The sequence below is a fragment of the Streptomyces sp. NPDC006450 genome (assembly GCF_040612195.1).
Classification (GTDB): domain Bacteria; phylum Actinomycetota; class Actinomycetes; order Streptomycetales; family Streptomycetaceae; genus Streptomyces.
This window is the reverse complement of record NZ_JBEXPT010000021.1, coordinates 25663-42245: the sequence shown is the minus strand read 5'-3', so window position 1 is coordinate 42245 and position 16583 is coordinate 25663. Positions and strand designations below refer to the sequence as shown.

General features: G+C 74.2%; 14 protein-coding genes. 7 read left to right on the top strand and 7 right to left on the bottom strand.

The genetic code is table 11. The features are described 5' to 3' along the window. Nucleotides 1-4 precede the first annotated feature (4 nt). Entirely contained in the window at nucleotides 5-1321 is a 1317-nt protein-coding gene (locus ABZY57_RS10340) for a sugar ABC transporter substrate-binding protein (RefSeq protein WP_356510175.1), read from the bottom strand. Nucleotides 1322-1516: 195 nt separating this feature from the next. On the opposite strand from ABZY57_RS10340, the gene ABZY57_RS10335 reads away from it, so the two are divergent. Together ABZY57_RS10335 and ABZY57_RS10330 are read left to right on the top strand one after the other, a co-directional pair. Continuing rightward, a complete protein-coding gene (locus ABZY57_RS10335; RefSeq protein WP_356510173.1) occupies nucleotides 1517-2836 on the top strand; it encodes an ROK family transcriptional regulator in 1320 nt (439 codons plus the stop codon). Between the two features lie 100 nt (nucleotides 2837-2936). Next, nucleotides 2937-3458: a putative immunity protein gene (locus ABZY57_RS10330; RefSeq protein ID WP_356510171.1), complete on the top strand. Its 522-nt coding sequence runs from the start codon at nucleotides 2937-2939 to the stop codon at nucleotides 3456-3458. A 270-nt stretch (nucleotides 3459-3728) separates the two neighbouring features. Here the strand turns inward: ABZY57_RS10330 and ABZY57_RS10325 are convergent, their stop codons facing one another. Together ABZY57_RS10325 and ABZY57_RS10320 are read right to left on the bottom strand one after the other, a co-directional pair. Beyond that, entirely contained in the window at nucleotides 3729-4802 is a 1074-nt protein-coding gene (locus tag ABZY57_RS10325) for a LacI family DNA-binding transcriptional regulator (RefSeq protein WP_356510169.1), read from the bottom strand. Between the two features lie 87 nt (nucleotides 4803-4889). After that, complete coding sequence (locus tag ABZY57_RS10320; protein WP_356510167.1) at nucleotides 4890-7430, bottom strand: glycoside hydrolase family 3 C-terminal domain-containing protein; 2541 nt, start codon at nucleotides 7428-7430, stop codon at nucleotides 4890-4892. Nucleotides 7431-7701: 271 nt separating this feature from the next. On the opposite strand from ABZY57_RS10320, the gene ABZY57_RS10315 reads away from it, so the two are divergent. Further along, on the top strand, nucleotides 7702-8445 hold the full coding sequence (locus ABZY57_RS10315) for an SDR family oxidoreductase (protein WP_356510165.1): 744 nt from the start codon (nucleotides 7702-7704) through the stop codon (nucleotides 8443-8445). A 217-nt stretch (nucleotides 8446-8662) separates the two neighbouring features. On the opposite strand, the gene ABZY57_RS10310 is transcribed toward ABZY57_RS10315, so the two are convergent. From ABZY57_RS10310 to ABZY57_RS10300, 3 genes are all read right to left on the bottom strand, one after another. After that, nucleotides 8663-9424, bottom strand: coding sequence for a peptidoglycan-binding protein (locus ABZY57_RS10310; protein WP_356510163.1), 762 nt, complete (start codon nucleotides 9422-9424; stop codon nucleotides 8663-8665). A 96-nt stretch (nucleotides 9425-9520) separates the two neighbouring features. After that, nucleotides 9521-9811, bottom strand: coding sequence for a hypothetical protein (locus ABZY57_RS10305; protein WP_356510161.1), 291 nt, complete (start codon nucleotides 9809-9811; stop codon nucleotides 9521-9523). A gap of 315 nt (nucleotides 9812-10126) precedes the next feature. Then, complete coding sequence (locus ABZY57_RS10300) at nucleotides 10127-11554, bottom strand: MFS transporter (protein WP_356510159.1); 1428 nt, start codon at nucleotides 11552-11554, stop codon at nucleotides 10127-10129. A 377-nt stretch (nucleotides 11555-11931) separates the two neighbouring features. Between ABZY57_RS10300 and ABZY57_RS10295 the strand changes: the two genes are divergently transcribed. The 3 genes from ABZY57_RS10295 to ABZY57_RS10285 all read left to right on the top strand — a co-directional run bounded on the left by ABZY57_RS10295 (nucleotide 11932) and on the right by ABZY57_RS10285 (nucleotide 14157). After that, nucleotides 11932-12420, top strand: a complete 489-nt coding sequence (locus tag ABZY57_RS10295; RefSeq protein ID WP_356510157.1) for a hypothetical protein — start codon at nucleotides 11932-11934, stop codon at nucleotides 12418-12420. A 177-nt stretch (nucleotides 12421-12597) separates the two neighbouring features. After that, nucleotides 12598-13434, top strand: coding sequence for a MerR family transcriptional regulator (locus tag ABZY57_RS10290; RefSeq protein ID WP_356510155.1), 837 nt, complete (start codon nucleotides 12598-12600; stop codon nucleotides 13432-13434). A 30-nt stretch (nucleotides 13435-13464) separates the two neighbouring features. Continuing rightward, a complete protein-coding gene (locus ABZY57_RS10285) occupies nucleotides 13465-14157 on the top strand; it encodes an adenylate kinase (protein WP_356510153.1) in 693 nt (230 codons plus the stop codon). Here the strand turns inward: ABZY57_RS10285 and ABZY57_RS10280 are convergent. Continuing rightward, the gene (locus ABZY57_RS10280; protein ID WP_356510151.1) at nucleotides 14129-14911 is read right to left on the bottom strand and encodes an SDR family oxidoreductase; all 783 of its coding nucleotides are present in this window, start codon (nucleotides 14909-14911) and stop codon (nucleotides 14129-14131) included. The two genes, ABZY57_RS10285 and ABZY57_RS10280, sit on opposite strands and share 29 nt — an antisense overlap. A gap of 165 nt (nucleotides 14912-15076) precedes the next feature. Between ABZY57_RS10280 and ABZY57_RS10275 the strand changes: the two genes are divergently transcribed. Next, a complete protein-coding gene (locus ABZY57_RS10275; RefSeq protein ID WP_356510149.1) occupies nucleotides 15077-16492 on the top strand; it encodes an amino acid permease in 1416 nt (471 codons plus the stop codon). The last annotated feature ends 91 nt before the right edge of the window (nucleotides 16493-16583 follow it).

Below are 16583 nucleotides of genomic sequence, written 5' to 3'. Positions count from 1 at the left end.
TTACTCACTTCTGCATCTGCTGCTGGGCCTTGGTGAGCTTCGCCTTGACCGATTCGGTGGTCACCGGGCGGCCGGCCGCGGCGTCGGCGAAGAGCTCCTTGACGGCGGTGCCGACCGCGGTCTCGAACTGGGACTCCTCGGGGACCTGCGGGAGCGGCGCGGCGCTGGTGGACAGGGTGTTGCGGAGCACCGTGAGGTCCTCGGTGCCGAAGGCGGGGTGCGTCTGGGCCGCCTTGACCGGCGGGATGGAGCCGTAGGTCTCGTTGAGGATCTTCTGCTCCTCGTCACTGGTCATGAACTTCACGAACTTCAGGGAGCCGTCGATGTTGTCGGTGTTCTTGAAGACGGCCAGGTTGATGCCGGCGACCATGGAGTTGACGTTCTTGCCGGCGCCGGGGGCGCCGCCGGCCGGGACGGGGGCGGGTGCCACGCCCCAGTCGCCCTCCTTCATGCCCTGGGCCTTGAAGCTGCTCGCCGCGTTCTGCCACAGGACCATCGCGGTCTTGCCGTTGGCGAAGTCCTGGAGGGACTGGTTCTTGTCGTACTCGGCGTTGCCCGGGGCGATGATCTTGTCCTTGGCCATCAGGTCGACGTACTGCTTGACGGCGTCGACGTTGGCCGCGCTGTCGAAGGTGGGCTTGCCGCTCGCGTCGAAGAACTCCGCGCCGTGCTGCTGCGAGAAGACGAAGGCCTGGTGGATGTTGTTGGAGAGGTTCGCGCCCTCGGCGCCCAGGGCCCACTTGCCGTCCTTGGACAGCTTCTGGCCGACGGTGACCATCTCGTCCCAGGTGGCCGGGGGCTTCGCGATGCCCGCCTCCTGGAACATCTTCTTGTTGTAGTAGAGCGCGTACGACATCGAGTACAGCGGGACGGCGGCCGGGTCCTTGCCCTTGGCGCCCGCCGAACCGATGGCGGACTCCACGAACCGGTCCCTGCCGCCGATCGCCTCGAAGTTCTTGGCGTCCCAGGGCAGCAGGGCGCCGGTGGCCTGCAGGGAGGAGGACCAGGTGTTGCCTATGTTCAGGACGTCGGGGCCCTGCCCGGAAGCGGTGGCGGCGAGGATCCTGTTGAGCAGGTCCGACCACGGGACGACTTCGAGCTTGACCTTGATGCCGGTCTGCTCCTCGAACTTCTTCAGCTCCGGGCCGAGGGTCGCCTGGTCCGCCGCGATGTCGGGGCCCTGGTTGGAGGCCCAGTAGGTGATCTCCTTGGGGGCCTTGTTGGAGCCCTCCGCATCCGCGGATCCGCCTCCGCAGGCGGTGGCGGCTGCGAGCATGGAGACGGTGACGGCGGTGACGGCGGCGGCTCGGGTTCTGCGCATGGCGGCTCGGTCCCTTTCGGCAGGGTTGAGGAGAAAGGCCGGCGAACGGTGCGAGCACCCGGCCCCAACCGGGTACTCGGCGGCTCCGTTCTTTCCAGGCCTTAATTTAGGACGTGAGTTAAGCCTCGGGAAAGGGTCGCGTCAAGGGGTCGCGCAAGGGTATGTTGCGATCGATGTCAGGGCGGAAGGAGCCACATGACCACGGGGCGCAGTGGACGTACGGTGCGGGACCTGCGAAGGGGCAACCGCAGCGCCGTGCTGCAGCAGTTGTACTTCGGCGGGCCCATGAGCCGGCAGGAACTGGGCCCCGCGACCGGGCTCAGCTCGGGATCCGTCAGCAACGTGGTCGGTGAGCTCGTCGCGGACGGACTGCTGGAGGAGGCCGGCATCGTCGACTCCGACGGCGGCCGCCCGCGCACGCTGCTGCGCGTCGCGCCCGGCAGCGCGCACATGATCGGCATCGACGTGGGCGAAACCCGGGTCAGGGTCGAGCTGTTCGACCTCACCCTCACCGAACTGGCCCGCACCGAGCTCCCGTTGCAGCCGCGCGGCTGCTACGACGTCGGCCCGATCGTCGACCACGTACGGAGCGGCATCGCCACCGTCCTGGAACGGGCGGGGGTCGGGACGGACCGGCTCCTGGGAGTGGGCATCGGCGTACCGGGCATCGTCGACCGCGACGCGCCGGGCGGAACCGTGGTCCACGGGCAGACCATCGGCTGGGACGCGGTCCCGCTGGAGGCGCTGCTGCGCGCGACGCAGGCCGTGCCGCCCGAGGTCCCGTACATCATCGACAACGGCGCGCGCACGCTCGGCCAGGCGGAGATGTGGTTCGGCGCGGGACGCGGGGCCCGGGACGCGGTGGTCGTCCTCTTCGGCTCCGGCGTCGGGGCGAGCCTGATCACCGACGGTTCCCCGGACGGCGCCACCACCGGGGGCGCACCCCTGGAGTGGGGCCACCTGACGGTGCAGGTCCGCGGGCGGCGCTGCCGCTGCGGGGCGCTGGGCTGCCTGGAGGCGTACACGGGAGCGGAGTCGCTCCTGGCCCGGTGGGCGGAGCGGGGCGGCGGAGGGGACGTGGTCGCCGGGGACGAGGAGGGCGCCCTGGCCGCGCTGCTGGCGGCGGCCGGCGGCGGGGACGCGATCGCACTCGACGTGCTCGACGAGACCGCGGAGTACCTGGGCGCGGGCCTGTCGGACGTCATCAACCTCTTCCAGCCGGAGCGGATCCTGATCGGCGGCTGGGCCGGCCTGATGCTGGGCCCGCACATCCTCCCGGCGGTACGGGAACACGCGACACGCTACTCGCTGCGCCACCCGGCGGCCCGGGTCACCATCGACATGGGCTCACTGGGCCCGGACGCGGTCACCGTGGGCGCGGCCACGCTCCCCCTGGCGGCCTTCTTCGCCACGGGCGGCCGCCGCACCCCGCCGGAACCCGCGGCGGAAGCCCCGGGCTGGCAGACGTCCCTCCAGACCCGCGGCGGCTCCGCGTCGACGGCGGGGCGGGGGTAGGGGCGGCGGTAGGGGCGGGGCGGGCGTCAGGGGAGCGCTGGGGCAACGTGCGCCCGGGCGGCGCTACCCTGACGCCCGACCCGACCAAGGAGCGCCCACCATGATCCTCCCGAAGATCCGGGACCCCCGCTTCGTGACGATCCGCCGGGGCGGGACCCTCACCGATCCGGATCATCACCTCCTCGCCCTGTGGGCGGCAGCCTGCGCGGAGCACGTCCTCGACCTGTTCGAGTCGGTCCGGCCCGAGGACCCGCGACCGCGTCAGGCGATCGAGCACGCCCGCGCGTGGGTGCGCGGCGAGGTCACGATGACCCGGTCGCGCGCGGCGGGCGGCCATGCGATGGGCGCGGCCAGGGATCTGCGCGGGGCGGCCCGTCATGCCGCGTACGCCGCGGGCCAGGCCGGAGCCGTCGCCCACGTCGCCGCGCACGAGCTCGGCGCGGCCGCCTACGCGATCAAGGCCGCACGCGCCGCCGCCCCGGAAGGCGAGGGCGGAGCCGAGGAGGCAGGACGCCGCGAGTGCCGGTGGCAGCGCGAGCAGCTCCCGGAGGCGATCCGCGAACTCGTACTCGACGACCAGCGACTGCGCAACGACATCTGCTGGTCGGCCTTCGACTGCTGAGCCGACGCGAACGCGTGACCGACGGGGGGCGGGAGGGCCGGGGCGGCCGGGGCCGGCCGGCCGAGGCGGCCGGGGCCGGCCGGGCTCGGAGCGGGAGCGGGCGGTTGGGCACCGAGGCCGAGGCACTTCACCTGGGGCCCAACCGGGCGCACCGGCGCATCCGGCCCGTGGCCACCGCGCGGTGGCCACGGCTCACACCGGCCCGCATCCCGATGCCCTCTGCTACGGCCCCGCTCCCTGGGCCCGGCCAGCGGCCAGCGCCATCCGCGCCTACGCCGAGTCGCGGACCACCAGTTCCGGGTCGAAGAGCACTTCCACCGGCTCGGGTGCCGCCGTGCCGGACACGCGGTCCAGGAGGAGGCGGACCATCTCCGCCGCCATCTCCTCGACCGGCTGGCGGACCGTCGTCAGGCGGGGCCTGGCCGCCACCGCCGCGCCGGAGTCGTCGAAGCCGACCACCGCCACGTCTTCCGGGATCCGGCGGCCGTGTTCGCGCAGCACCAGACAGGCCCCCTGGGCCATCAGGTCGTTCGCCGCGAACACACCGTCCAGGTCGGGGTGTTCGGCGAGGAGCGCGCGCATCGCCTGCTCGCCGCCGTCCAGCGTGAAGTCCGCCTCGGCCACCCGTACCGCCGCTCCGGCCAGCGCCTCCCGGAAGCCCGCCTCCCGGAAGCCCGCCACCCGGTCCCGGCTCGCCGGGACGTCCGCCGGGCCGCCGATCGCGACGAGCCGCCTGCAGCCCCGGGCGAGGAGGTGCCGCCCGGCCAGTACCCCGCCCTCGCGGTGGCGCAGGTCGACCCAGTCCAGCGGAACCCCGGGCGCCGGGCGGGCGAAGAGCACCGCGGGCAGACCGGCGCGCGCGAGCAGGCCGGGCAGCGGGTCCCGGCCGTCGGTGGTGACGAGCAGGGCCCCGTCGCCACCGCCCTGCGTGAGGTACGCGAGCACCTGCGCGCGGTCCGCCTCCCCGTCGGCGAACAGCAGCACCGGATGCACTCCGCGCGGCCGCAGGGCCCGTACGACTCCGCTCACCACCCGCCCGAAGAAGGGGTCCTGGAACACCCGGCCGGTGTCCGCTCCCGCGCCCGAGACCACCAGCGCCACCGCGCCCGAGCGCCGGGTCACCAGCGAGCGGGCCGCGCGGTTCGGTACGTACCCGGTCGCGGCGACGGCCCGCTGGACCGCCTGCTGGATGGCGGGATCCACATTGCGGACCCCGTTCACCACGCGGGACACCGTGGCCCGGGACACCCCGGCGGCGCGGGCCACGTCCTCCAGGGTCGGGGCCGTACCGGTGCCGGTGGCCGTGCCGGTGCCCATGCCGGCGGCCGTGCTCGCTGCGTCCATGGCGGCACTTTAGCCGCCCGCGCCCGCACCCCCCGGGACCTGGATCAGACCGCGCGACCACTTCCCCGGACCTCACTCCGAGCTCGGTCAGAAGCCGGCGCCGACCTCGATCACACCCCGGAGCGGCAGGTCGCCCGCGCTGCGACCGGCCAGGACGGTGAACCGCCCCGGCTCCGCCGTCCAGCCCCCGGCCTGCGGGGACCAGTGCTGGAGGGCCCGCGCGGGAATCCGTACGTACGCCGTCACCCGCTCCCCCGGCTCCGCTTCCGCCGACGCCCAGCCCGCGAGCCAGCGCACCGGGCGCTCGATCGCCGAGTCCGGTCGGGTCAGGTGGAGTTGGACGACCTCTCGGCCGCGCCGGGTGCCGGTGTTGTGGAGGATCACGGGCACCTCGTAGCCCCCACCCGGGGTCGGTTCCGGGGCACCGAGGCGCTCGAACTCCCAGGTGGTGTAGCCGAGTCCGTGTCCGAACCAGTACGCGGGAGCCGGGCCGGCGGCTCCCCTCCGCAGCCAGGCGCGGTGACCGGTGTGCAGACCTTCCTCGTACGGGAGCCTGCCGTCGGTGGGCCGTGTGGTGCGTACGGGGGCGTCGGCGAGGGTGGCCGGCCAGGTGGTGGGGAGCCGCCCGCCCGGCTCGGCGCGACCGAGGAGGACGTCGGCCAGGGCGTGACCGCCTTCCTGGCCGGGGAACCAGGTGAGGAGGACGGCTCCGGCGGCTTCGCGCCAGGGCAGTTCGACGGGGCCGCCGGAGTTGACGACGACGACGGTACGGGGATTCGCGCGGACGATCTCCGCCACCAACTCGTCCTGAAGTGACGGCAGTCGGAGCGAGGTGCGGTCGAACCCCTCGGATTCCCCGCCTTCGGTGGTGCCGACGACCACGACCGCCACGTCGGCCGCCCGGGCGGCGGACACGGCGGCGGCGAGTGCCTCGGCTCGGCCCGGAAGGGGCGGTGCGGCGGTGAGTACGGTCGCCCGGCCCGTGCCGGAGGCGAGCTCGCGCCGGGCCACGACGCGCACCGGCCGGCCGGCGGTGAGCGCGATCCGGGCGGTGTGCTGGGGCGGGCGGACGTGGATGACGGCCGGGTCGGCGGTCTCGGGCGGGAACACGCCGTCGAGCAGGGCCGTTCCGTCGACGGAGAGGCGCAGTGCGCCGAAGCCGCCCAGTCCGAGGGTCCAGGTTCCGCTCGTGTCCGGGTGGAGGACGGCGGCGAGCTCGACGGTGTGGGCGCCGGGCGGCAGTTCCGGTTCCAGCACCCGGCCGGAGGGTTGGTGGGCGGAGCACAGCACCGCCCCGTCGGCGTCGAGCACGCGCAACCGCACGCCCGGCGCACCGCTTTCGGGGTCGCGGGCGTACCGCGCACCCAGCGGAACCTGCCCGCCGCCGCTCTCGGGCACGGGGCCCGCTTCGTAGGCGACCCGGACGTGCGGGCCCAGCGCGCTCCGCAGCCCGTCGAGCGGACTGACCACACGCTGCGGAAACACCTCGGAACTCCCGCCGCCCTGGACCCGGGGCTCATCGGCATGCACCCCGGTGACGGCGACCCCCCGCCCCAACGCCCCCTTGTCCAGGGGCAACACCCCGCGGTTCTCCAACAAGACGAAGCTCGCAGCAGCCGCGCCCCGCACCTCCCGGCGCAGGGCGTCGGGGGCGGAGGCATCACCGCGGACCGCGGTCGGCGCCGACTCCGAGGCATCGAGCCGGCCCGAGGGCGGAACCCGGGCCGGGTCCGGAACCAGCGTCGAAGCCCGGGCCGGAGGATTGCCTCCGGGGACGAGGGTCCCCACGCGGGACGCCAATCGCAGGAGTCGGCGGACCTTGTCCTCGACCGCCTCCGCCGGGACCCGGCCGCTCGCCAGGGCATCCCGCAGCGCCTCGCCCCAGGGACCGCGGGGGCCCGGCATCGCCAGATCCTGCGCGGCGACGGCCGAAGCCACCGTCGAGCGCACACCGCCCCAGTCGGAGACGACCACCCCGTCGAAGCCCCACTCCCCCTTCAAGGGGTGGGCGAGCAGGGAACTCTCGCTCATGGTCACACCGTTGACCTTGTTGTACGCCGACATCACCAGCCACACCCCCGCCTGGACGGCGGCCTCGAAGGGCGCGAGGTAGAGCTCGCGCAGCACCCGCTCGTCGAGCCGTACGTCAACGGTCAGGCGTTCCGTCTCGGAGTCGTTGGCCACGTAGTGCTTCGCCGTCGCGGCCACCCCCCGCGACTGGACGCCGCGGATGAGGGCCGCCCCCGTACGGCCCGCGAGCAACGGGTCCTCGGAGAAGCACTCGAAATGGCGTCCGGCGAGGGGGCTGCGGTGCAGGTTGAGGGTGGGGGCGAGAACGACGTGGACGCCCTTGCGCCGGGCCTCGTCGCCGAGCAGTTCGCCGAGCCGACGGACCCGGTCCTCGTCCCACAACGCACCGAGGGCGGTGGGCGAGGGCAGCAGGGCCGAGGTGAACCGCTCGTCCCAGCCGGGTCCGCGCACACCGGCGGGGCCGTCCGAGAAGACGATCTCCCGTAGCCCCACGTCCGGTTCGGGCCGGGTCCGCCAGGTATCGGCCCCGGTCAACAGCCGCACCCGCTGCTCGGGATCCAGCTTGTCCAGCAGTAGTTCCACGTCGCCGTCGCGCATGTCCACCCCTCGCACACCAACCGCCCGACCATCGGGAGAGCGCTCTCCCGCATGATCCCGGCGCACCGGATCACCTGTCAACGGCCTTGGGTTTCGCGGACGTCGGCGCGTGGAGCTCCGCTCCCCGGATCACGGGGACGGCGAGGCCGATCGCCATCCGGCAGCACGCTCCGGAGCTCATTTCCGCCGCTCCCCCACATAGCGCGGTGTTAGCCTGCGGCGATCCAGGTGTGGGCACGACACGGGGTAATGCGTCATGCAGGAGGCTCATATGTCACGTCGTCCGGTCACCATCGTCACCGGAGGCAGTCGCGGTATCGGTGCCGCCACGTGCGTCCGGCTCGCCGCGGACGGGCACGATCTCGTCCTCGGCTACCTCCATGACGACGCGGCCGCCAAGGCCACCGCCGAGCGGGTGCGGGAGGCCGGCGCCCGGTGTGTGACCGTGCGCGGTGACACCTCCGAGGAGTGTGGCGTGGAGCGGCTCTTCGACATCGCCGGAGCCGAGCTCGGTGCGGTCACCGGGCTGGTCAACAACGCCGGAGTGACCGGCGCCCCGGGCCGGCTCGCCGACATCCGGACCGAGGACCTGCGCCGTGTGCTCGACGTGAACCTGCTCGGGTACCTGCTCTGTTGCCGCCGGGCCGCCCGGGACATGGCCGAGTCGGGCGGCGGAGCGATCGTCAACGTCTCCTCCGCGGCCGCCACCCTCGGCAGTCCCGGCCGCTACGTCCACTACGCCGCGACGAAGGCGGCCACCGACACCCTGACCCTGGGGCTCGCCAAGGAGCTGGGCCCGGACGGGATCCGGGTCAACGCCGTGGCCCCCGGCATCATCGACACCGACATGCACGCCGCCATGGGGGATCCCGACCGCCCGGCGCTCGCGGCCGCCGAGATCCCGCTCCGTCGGGCCGGGCAGCCCACGGAGGTGGCCGCGGCCATCGCCTGGCTGCTCTCCGCGGACGCCGCCTACACGACCGGTACGGTCCTGCGCGTCGCCGGCGGTCGCTGACCGGCCGCCAGGCCGTCTCCTTCAGATCCTGCCCGGCTCCTCACCGCGGTCCTGGCAGGGCCGATGCCGTTCGATGACGCGGTGCGCACCCGTCGCGGCGCGCAGACGCGCCGCGACCTCCCCTCCCACGGTCGTCCTGCCTACGGTCGCGCGTCCTGCGACGAGCAGTACCTCTGTGTGATCCATGTGCCGTCGGGGTCCTACCGCCGGGGAGGAGTCAGTCCTCGATCGGGAAGGCCGCGCGGGTGACCGGCCCGTAGATGCCCGGCGGGTCGCCCTCGATGCTCCTGTTCTGCTGGAGCTGGAGGACACCGCGCCGGGTCTGCCCGTCGTACACCCCGGTGACGGAGACGTACGTGAACCCCTGCGCGTGGAGCCGTTCCTGCAGGGCCCGCACCTCGGCCCCGCGGTCCCCCGGACTCAGGGTCCCGCCGTCGCGCGCCGTCGGGCGCTTGCCCGTCGGGCCCGTCGGCTTCGGGTCCCGGCTCGGACCCGCGGACGGGCCGGCAGGGGTCTGAGCGGTGCCGGTCGGAGCCGTCGCGGACGGGGTGCCGGGCGCGGGCGGGCGTACGGACTCCACGGCCGGGGTCGGTTCCTCGACCGCCTCCGGGCTGCGCGCGGGGAGGACCGGCACGGACAGGCCCGGCGGGGCCACGGCGCGCGGCGGCTCCCGGTCGGGGCTGCGCAGGAGGAACGCGAGGGCCCCGGCCGCCCCGAGTGCGAGCAGGGCGAGTCCGAGGAACGGGAGGCGGCTGCCCCGGCGCTCGCCGACAGGGGCCGGCGAGGGTGCGGCCTGCTGCGCGGGGTCGGATTCCCCCACGGGTACGGGCGAAGGCCCGGGCACCTCGGCGGGCGGGCCGAAGCGGGTCGGTACGGTGATCCGCCCGGACTCGTCGGGCCAGACCGGCGCGGAGGAGCCGGGCAGGGGGCCCGAGGGGGCTACGTAGGGGCGTACGAGCAAGCGGTCGTCGTCGGGCACGAGCCCACTCCCATCCTGGTCAGGGGACACGGTTGTCTCCCGGCGGGTACGGGGGGCCGGCGCGGCGGTGCGGTGTCGGCCCCCGTACCCGGCCGGTCAGGTCCTGCGCCGCCGGGCGGCCAGGACCGTCCGGGCGTCGGCGGCCGGAACACGGGCACCGCCGATCGCCGGGGGCGCGGCCATGCCCGCGCCGGTCGGGACCCCGAGCCGGATCGCCTCGGCCTGCTCCGGCTCACCGGCAGGTGCCGCAGGCGTGGCCGATACGGCGCGTGAGGCGGGTACGGCGGGTACGGCGAAGCTGCCGAACCGTGGGTCCGCGCCGGTCAGCCGGAGGCCAGAGCCGTCCGGGCGGCGCCGGGCCGGGTGGGCGGGCATGGGCATGGGCATGTGCGGGTTCTCCGAGGTGCGGGTCGTGCGGTGGTGCAGGGCATCCGGACACCTGAACGTCCAGGGACGTCCAGACACGGGGACATCCGGACGTCACGGGCAGGGCCGGTCCGGATGACGGTGTTCGACCGGCGCACTCTTTCCCCAGGAGATGCCCCAGGTCAAGCCGGATGTCCGATCCACCCCATCCGCCCGGTCTGGGTATGGCCCTTTCCTCGATCCGTCCCGTCGGGGGTGGTGGTCCCTCTGCCAGACCGAGCGGCTGACCGTCCGGATTGCGGACGGCCAACTCCTGCCCCAGGGGCCACCGCTGATCTATCGCCGGTCGGCCGGTGAAGCGTCTCGGGCGCTGACGGCGGCCGGCGCGGCCGCGCCCACGACGGCGCGTGTGGCCGTGCGGGACGCCGAGGTGACCCGGACGGTGACGGCCGCCATGGCCATCAGGGCGGCGCCGGCCAGCGGGGCCGCGGGCACCGAGATGCCGTCGACGGCCAGACCGCCGGACAACGCGCCCGCGGCGATCGCCAGGTTGAACATCGCCACCATCAGTGAGGAAGCGGCCTCCGCGTCGTCGGGTGCGGCCTTGATCATCCAGCTCTGGAGGCTGACCGAGACCCCGCCGTACACCAGCCCCCAGGCCAGCAGCAACACCGTCCCCGCCACCGCTCCCGGCACCAGGGCGATCAGCGCCAGGATCACGGTGAGGGCGGCACCGACGGTGAACAGCGTGCGGTACGGGTCGCGCGCTCCCGCCAGGAAGTTGCCCGCCACGCCCGCGACTCCGTACCCGAGGAGCAGGGTGCTCACGTAGGCGGCGTTCACCCCGGACACGTCCTGCATGATCGGCCGTACGAAGGTGTACGCGGCGAACTGGCCCGTCACCACCAGGAAGGTGACGGCCACCCCCGCCCGCACCGCGCGGTTGCGCCGCAGCAGGGCGGGGAGTTGGGCGAAGGTGATGGTCCGGGTCGGCGGCAGCGGCGGGAGGAGCAGGACCAGTGCGGCCAGCGTGAGGAGTCCGAGCCCGCCCACGGCCGCGAAGGCGAAGCGCCAGCCGCCGAGTTCGCCGAGCAGGGTCCCGGCGGGGACACCGAGCACGGAGGCGGTGGGGACGCCGCCGAAGACGAGCGCGGTGGCCCGGCCGACGTGGCGCGCGGGTACGAGGCGGACGGCGAGGCCGCCCGCTATGGCCCAGAACCCGCCGACGCTGACCCCTACGAGCAGACGTGCGGCCAGCAGCACCCCGAAGTCCTGAGCCACGGCGGCGACCAGGTTGGCGACGGCCATCAGGGCGATCAGCACGACCAGCACCCACCGCCGGTCGAGCCGGCCGGCGCCGACGGTGACGAGGGGTGCGCAGAATCCCGCGACCAGCCCGGGCACGGTGACCATGAGCCCGGCGGTGCCGTCGGACACACCGAGATCGGCGCCCACGGGGGTGAGCAGGCCCACGGGCAGCAATTCGGAGGTGATGAGACAGAAGATCCCGAGCGCCACCGCCCCCACGGCCCCCCATCCCCGCCACCCGGCGACGGCCTCGTCCGGCGCGACCGCCTCGCCCGTCGCGGGGGCGGGCCCGGCGGCCGGTCCGGAGACGGAGTCAGGCCGGGAGCCCGCCCCCGGCGCCGGGTCGGGCGCGGGCACGGGTTGTTCGGGGGCCGGGGCCGGAGTGCACCCCGATGCGGCCGGGTGCTTCGGCTCCGGGGTGCGGGGTTCATTGCCGGGCGCAGGGGCTTCGGTCATGGCGCGGGACTCCGTACGGGGCAGGCAGGCAGGCAGGCAGGCAGGCGGACAGGCAGCCGGCGCCCGGAGCGTTCCCGCCGGACGGCGGGTCCGGTCCGGGAACCGGCACGGCAACGCGGAGCACCGGGGGTCGCGCCTCCCCCGGCATCCGCACTGTCGTTCCCTCCGAACCTTGTCCGGATTTCCGCGCCAGGTCCACCCCCGTCCACGTGCGCGTTCTCCCGGACCGGTGAACCTCCCGCGGGGGCAGAAACGATCACAGTGCGCCCACAGGACCGTTTCGGCGGCGCCCACGGCGCCTTCCCCACCCCTGGTCCGCGTGCTCCCCCGCGTGAGCGCCGCGGCCGGCCCGCCCGCCCTTGCGGCATGGTGGTCCGATGCAGTTGCGCCGGGCCCTGCCCCTCTCCCTCGTCGCCCTCCTCGCGAGCACCGGCTGCGTCTCGGTCGGCGGCCCGCGGGATTCCGACCTGCCCGCGCGTGGCTCCGTACCGCCCGCCGACGCTCCGGAGCTCAGCGGGCCGCCCGACGCGTCCCCCGCAGCCGATCCGGTCGGGATCCCCGCCGAGCCGCTGCCCCTCGGTGAACTCCCGGCGAGGGCCGACGCCTACCAGCAGGACACGGGCCGCGACGGCGCACGCGAACGCTCCCGGCCTGCCGCCAAAACCCCCCGCCCCGCGGCCGAACGGCGCGCGAAGCCGGCCGCGCCACGCCGCGCGCACCCGCCCAAGGCGGCCGCCGCCCGGCCCGACCGCCCCGCGCGGAACCCCGTGGCATCGCTGCCCCGCACGGACGAGTTGTGCGCGGCCGCCGAAGGGTCCCTGCCGCCCTCCATCGTGGATCTCTGCATCCGCCAGGCCGCCCGGTGAGCCCAGCCTGTGAGCCCAGCCGGTGGGCCGAGCCGGTAGGCCCGGCCGGGGGGCCAGGTCAGTGGACCCAGTCGGTGGGTCCCACCACTCCCCTGAGCCGCTGACCTGGCCCGATGACCGCGTACTGTGGGCGCGCTTGACTCTCACACCGTGTCAGGGCCTGCACTGGAAGGCGTCATGTTCACCATCGGAGACTTCGCCAAACACGGCCGGGTGTCGGTCCGCATGCTGCGTCACTACGACGCCCTCGGACTGCTGCACCCCGCCCGTGTCGACCCCGCCAGCGGCTACCGCTACTACGAGGCCGGACAGCTCGCCCGTCTCAACCGTGTCATCGCGCTCAAGGAGCTCGGCTTCAGCCTGGAACAGGTGGGGTCGATACTCGACGAGTTGGTGAGCGCGGAGGAGCTGCGCGGCATGCTGCGGCTGCGGCAGGCGGAACTGGAATCGGCCATAGCCGCCGCGGCGGCCCGGCTGACCCAGGTCGAGACGAGGCTCCGGATCATCGAGAACGAGGGGACCATGTCGTCCATCGACATCGTCGTGAAGAGCCTTCCGCCCGTCCGCCTGGCCGAGTTGAGCGGGGTCGCGGCCAGCTACGAGGGGCAGGACATCGGCCCGGTCATCGGCCCGCTCTATGACGAGCTGTGCCGACGCGTCGAGGCCGCCGGTGTCACGCCGACCGCCCCGGGAATCGCCTACTACGAGGACGCCGGCGACGCGGAGCGGCCGGGCGCCGTCCTGGTCCATGCCGGGCTGCCGGTGGCCGCGTCCGTGCGTGCCGAGGACCTCGGGGGCGAGGTACGGATCGTCGTGCTGCCCGCCGTCGAGCGGGCGGCGACGGTCGTGCACCGGGGTTCGATGGACTCCGTCCTGCCGACCGCGCAGGCCCTGGCCCAGTGGATCGACGCGAACGGGGAGCGATCCGCCGGCTACGCACGCGAGGTGGCCCTGGCCGTCCCGGAGGACCGGGACCAGTGGGTCACCGAACTGCAGGAGCCGCTCGGCGCCTGAGGCCGGGCAGGCACCGGTTAGGCTCCGCCGATGGAACGCGTCCTCGTGGTCGGCATCAGCGGAGCCGGCAAGTCCACCCTGGCCAGGGAGTTGGGACGGCTGCGCGCGCTGCCGTACCACGAGGTGGACGAGCTGCACTTCTCCGGGCCGGGGTGGGCCGTCAGCCCGTCCTACGTCGCGGACCTGGCGCGGATCGCGGAGGGCGACCGGTGGATCCTCGACTCCCACGGGCCGGAGGCCGCGCGCGAGGTGCTGTGGCGGAGGGCGGACACCGTGGTGTGGCTGGACCAGCCGCGCCGTACGGTGATGCGCCGGGTGCTGGTGCGCTCGCTGCGCCGGAGCCTGCTGCGGGAGCGGCTGTTCGGCGGCAACAGGGAGCGGTGGCGGGAGTGGTTGCTCGCCGACCACCCCGCGTGGTGGGCCTGGTCCCAGTACGGGGCCCGGCGCGCGGAGATCGGCGGGCTGGCCGGGGACGCGCGGTTCGCTCCGCTGCGGGTGGTGCGGCTGCGTTCCCCGCAGGCCGCCGAAGCCTGGCTGCGGGCTCAGCGACCGGCCGGGGGGCCGCCGGCCTGCCCGCCCGTCGGGCCCCCGCGAGGGCCCCCGCCCACCCGGGGGGGGGGCCTTCGCGCGTCAGGTGGGCGGCGCGTCAGGTGCGCAAGGAGTCAGGTGCGCGAGGAGTCAGGTGCGCAAGGAGTCAGGTGCGCAGGTACGAGGCCCCGTTGACGTCGAGGACCGCGCCCGAGCTCCAGCGCCCCGCGGGCGAGGCCAGATGGAGCACGGCGGCGGCGATCTCCTGCGGGGTGCCCACCCGGCCGAACGGGCTCTGCGCCCGGATCCGCTCGCCCTCCTCCCCCTCCAGCCGGCCGGCGACCCGCTCGGTGGCGACGAAACCGGGGGCGACGGAGGACACGGCGATGCCGTGCGGGGCGAGGGAGACGGCGAGGGACTGGCCCAGCGCGTGCAGCGCGGCCTTGGTGGCGCCGTAGGCGGGGTGGTCGGGCTCGCCCCGGAAGGCGCCGCGCGAGCCGATGTTGACGATGCGTCCCTCGCGACGGCCGTCGATCATGCGGCGGGCCGCGCAGTAGGCGAGGTTGGCGGCGCCGAACAGGTTGACCGCGGCCGTGTGCTGCCAGGCGGCCTGCCAGTCGGCGTACGACGTGGTGGGCAGCGGATGCGCGACCATCACGGCGGCGTTGTTCACGAGCACGTCGATCCCGCCGAGCGCCTCCTCGGCCTCGGCGGCGAGGGCTTCCACGCGCGCCGGGTCGGCGAGGTCGCCGGCGACGAGGACGTGCCCCCCGCCCGACAGCTCCGCGAGGGTCCGCTCGGCGTCGGGCCCGCGGACCGTGCAGTGCACCGCGACCCGGTCGCCCTGTTCGGCAAACGCCGTGGCGATCGCCCGTCCGATGCCCCGCGAGGCTCCGGTGACGAGCACGCCCCGGCCCGTCGCGGCCAATTCCCTTGTGCCGTGGTCCATTCGGCCCTCCGTCGTGCGCTCCGGTCCGGTGCGCCAGCGTACGGGGATGATCACACCTGGTCATCCGGTTGTCCGGATAACGGACACCAAGGGTCCGGTGACCGGACACAGGTGAGACTGGGGCACTCCCTCCCGTCCCCCCGCACACCGGACAGGCACCTCCCCATGAGCCAGACGACCGCCGCACCCCGCGCACAGGACGCGCCGCCCGTCGGCGACGCCGGATCGCCCCTCGGCAACGGACTCAAGCAGCGCCACCTCTCGATGATCGCCCTCGGCGGGGTCATCGGCGCGGGCCTCTTCGTCGGCTCCGGCGCCGGCATCGCGGCCGCCGGTCCCTCGATCGTGGTCGCGTACGCCGCTTCCGGGCTGCTCGTGATGTTCGTGATGCGGATGCTCGGCGAGATGTCCGCCGCGAACCCCGCCTCCGGCTCCTTCTCGGTGCACGCGGAGCGGGCGATCGGTCCGTGGGCCGGTTTCACCGCCGGCTGGATGTTCTGGACCCTGCTGTGCGTGGGCGTGGCCATCGAGGCCATCGGCGCGGCGCACATCATGACGGGCTGGTTCCCGGGCACCCCCTCGTGGATGTGGGTGCTGGTCTTCATGGCGATGTTCTGCGGCTCCAACCTGGCCGCCGTCTCCCACTTCGGCGAGTTCGAGTTCTGGTTCGCCGCCCTGAAGATCGGCGCGATCGGCCTCTTCCTGGGCCTGGGCGTGCTGGCCGTCCTGGGCGTGCTGCCCGCCGCCGGCTCCCCCGGCACCGCGAACCTGCTGCACGACGGCGGCTTCCTCCCCAACGGCGTGGACGGGCTGCTGGTCGGCCTGCTCGCCTCCGTGGTCGCGTACGGCGGCCTGGAGACGGTGACCATCGCGGCCGCCGAGTCCGACAACCCGGTCCGGGGCGTCGCCAAGGCCGTGAAGACCACCATGTGGCGGATCGCGGTCGTCTACGTCGGCTCGATGCTGGTCATCGTCACGCTGCTGCCGTGGAACGATCCGGCGGTCACCACCGCGGGCCCCTACGCGGCCACCCTGGACCACCTGGGCATCCCGCACGCCGGCCAGGTCATGAACGTGGTCATCCTGATCGCCCTGCTGTCCGCGATGAACGCGAACATCTACGGCTCCTCCCGCATGGCCTACTCCCTGGTCGCCCGCGGCCAGGGCCCCAAGGCCCTGGGCGAGCTCTCCGGCCGGGTGCCGCGCCGGGCGGTGCTCGCCTCCTCCGGCTTCGGCTTCGTCACCGTGCTGCTGTCCTACTGGTACCCGGACACCCTCTTCGCCTGGCTGCTGAACATGGTCGGCGGAGTCATCCTCGTCGTCTGGGGCTTCATCGCCGTCTCGCAGTTCCTGCTGCGGCGCCGCATGGAGCGCGAGGCCCCCGAGAAGCTGGTCGTGAAGATGTGGGGCTTCCCCTATCTGACCTGGGTCGCGCTGGCCGGACTCGCCGGGGTCCTGGTCCTGATGGCCATGGGCGACGACACCCGGATCCAGCTCGTCTTCACCGGCGGCCTGACCGTGGCCCTCGCCGCCACGGGCTACGTCGTCCAGCGCCGGGCGGCGGTGCGCGAAGCCGCGTGACACCCGCCGTACGGCGGCCCGGAGGCCGGATTCATGCGAGCGCATGGGTCCGGCCTCCGGCGTTCCGGCGGACCCCACACGTGAGGTGACC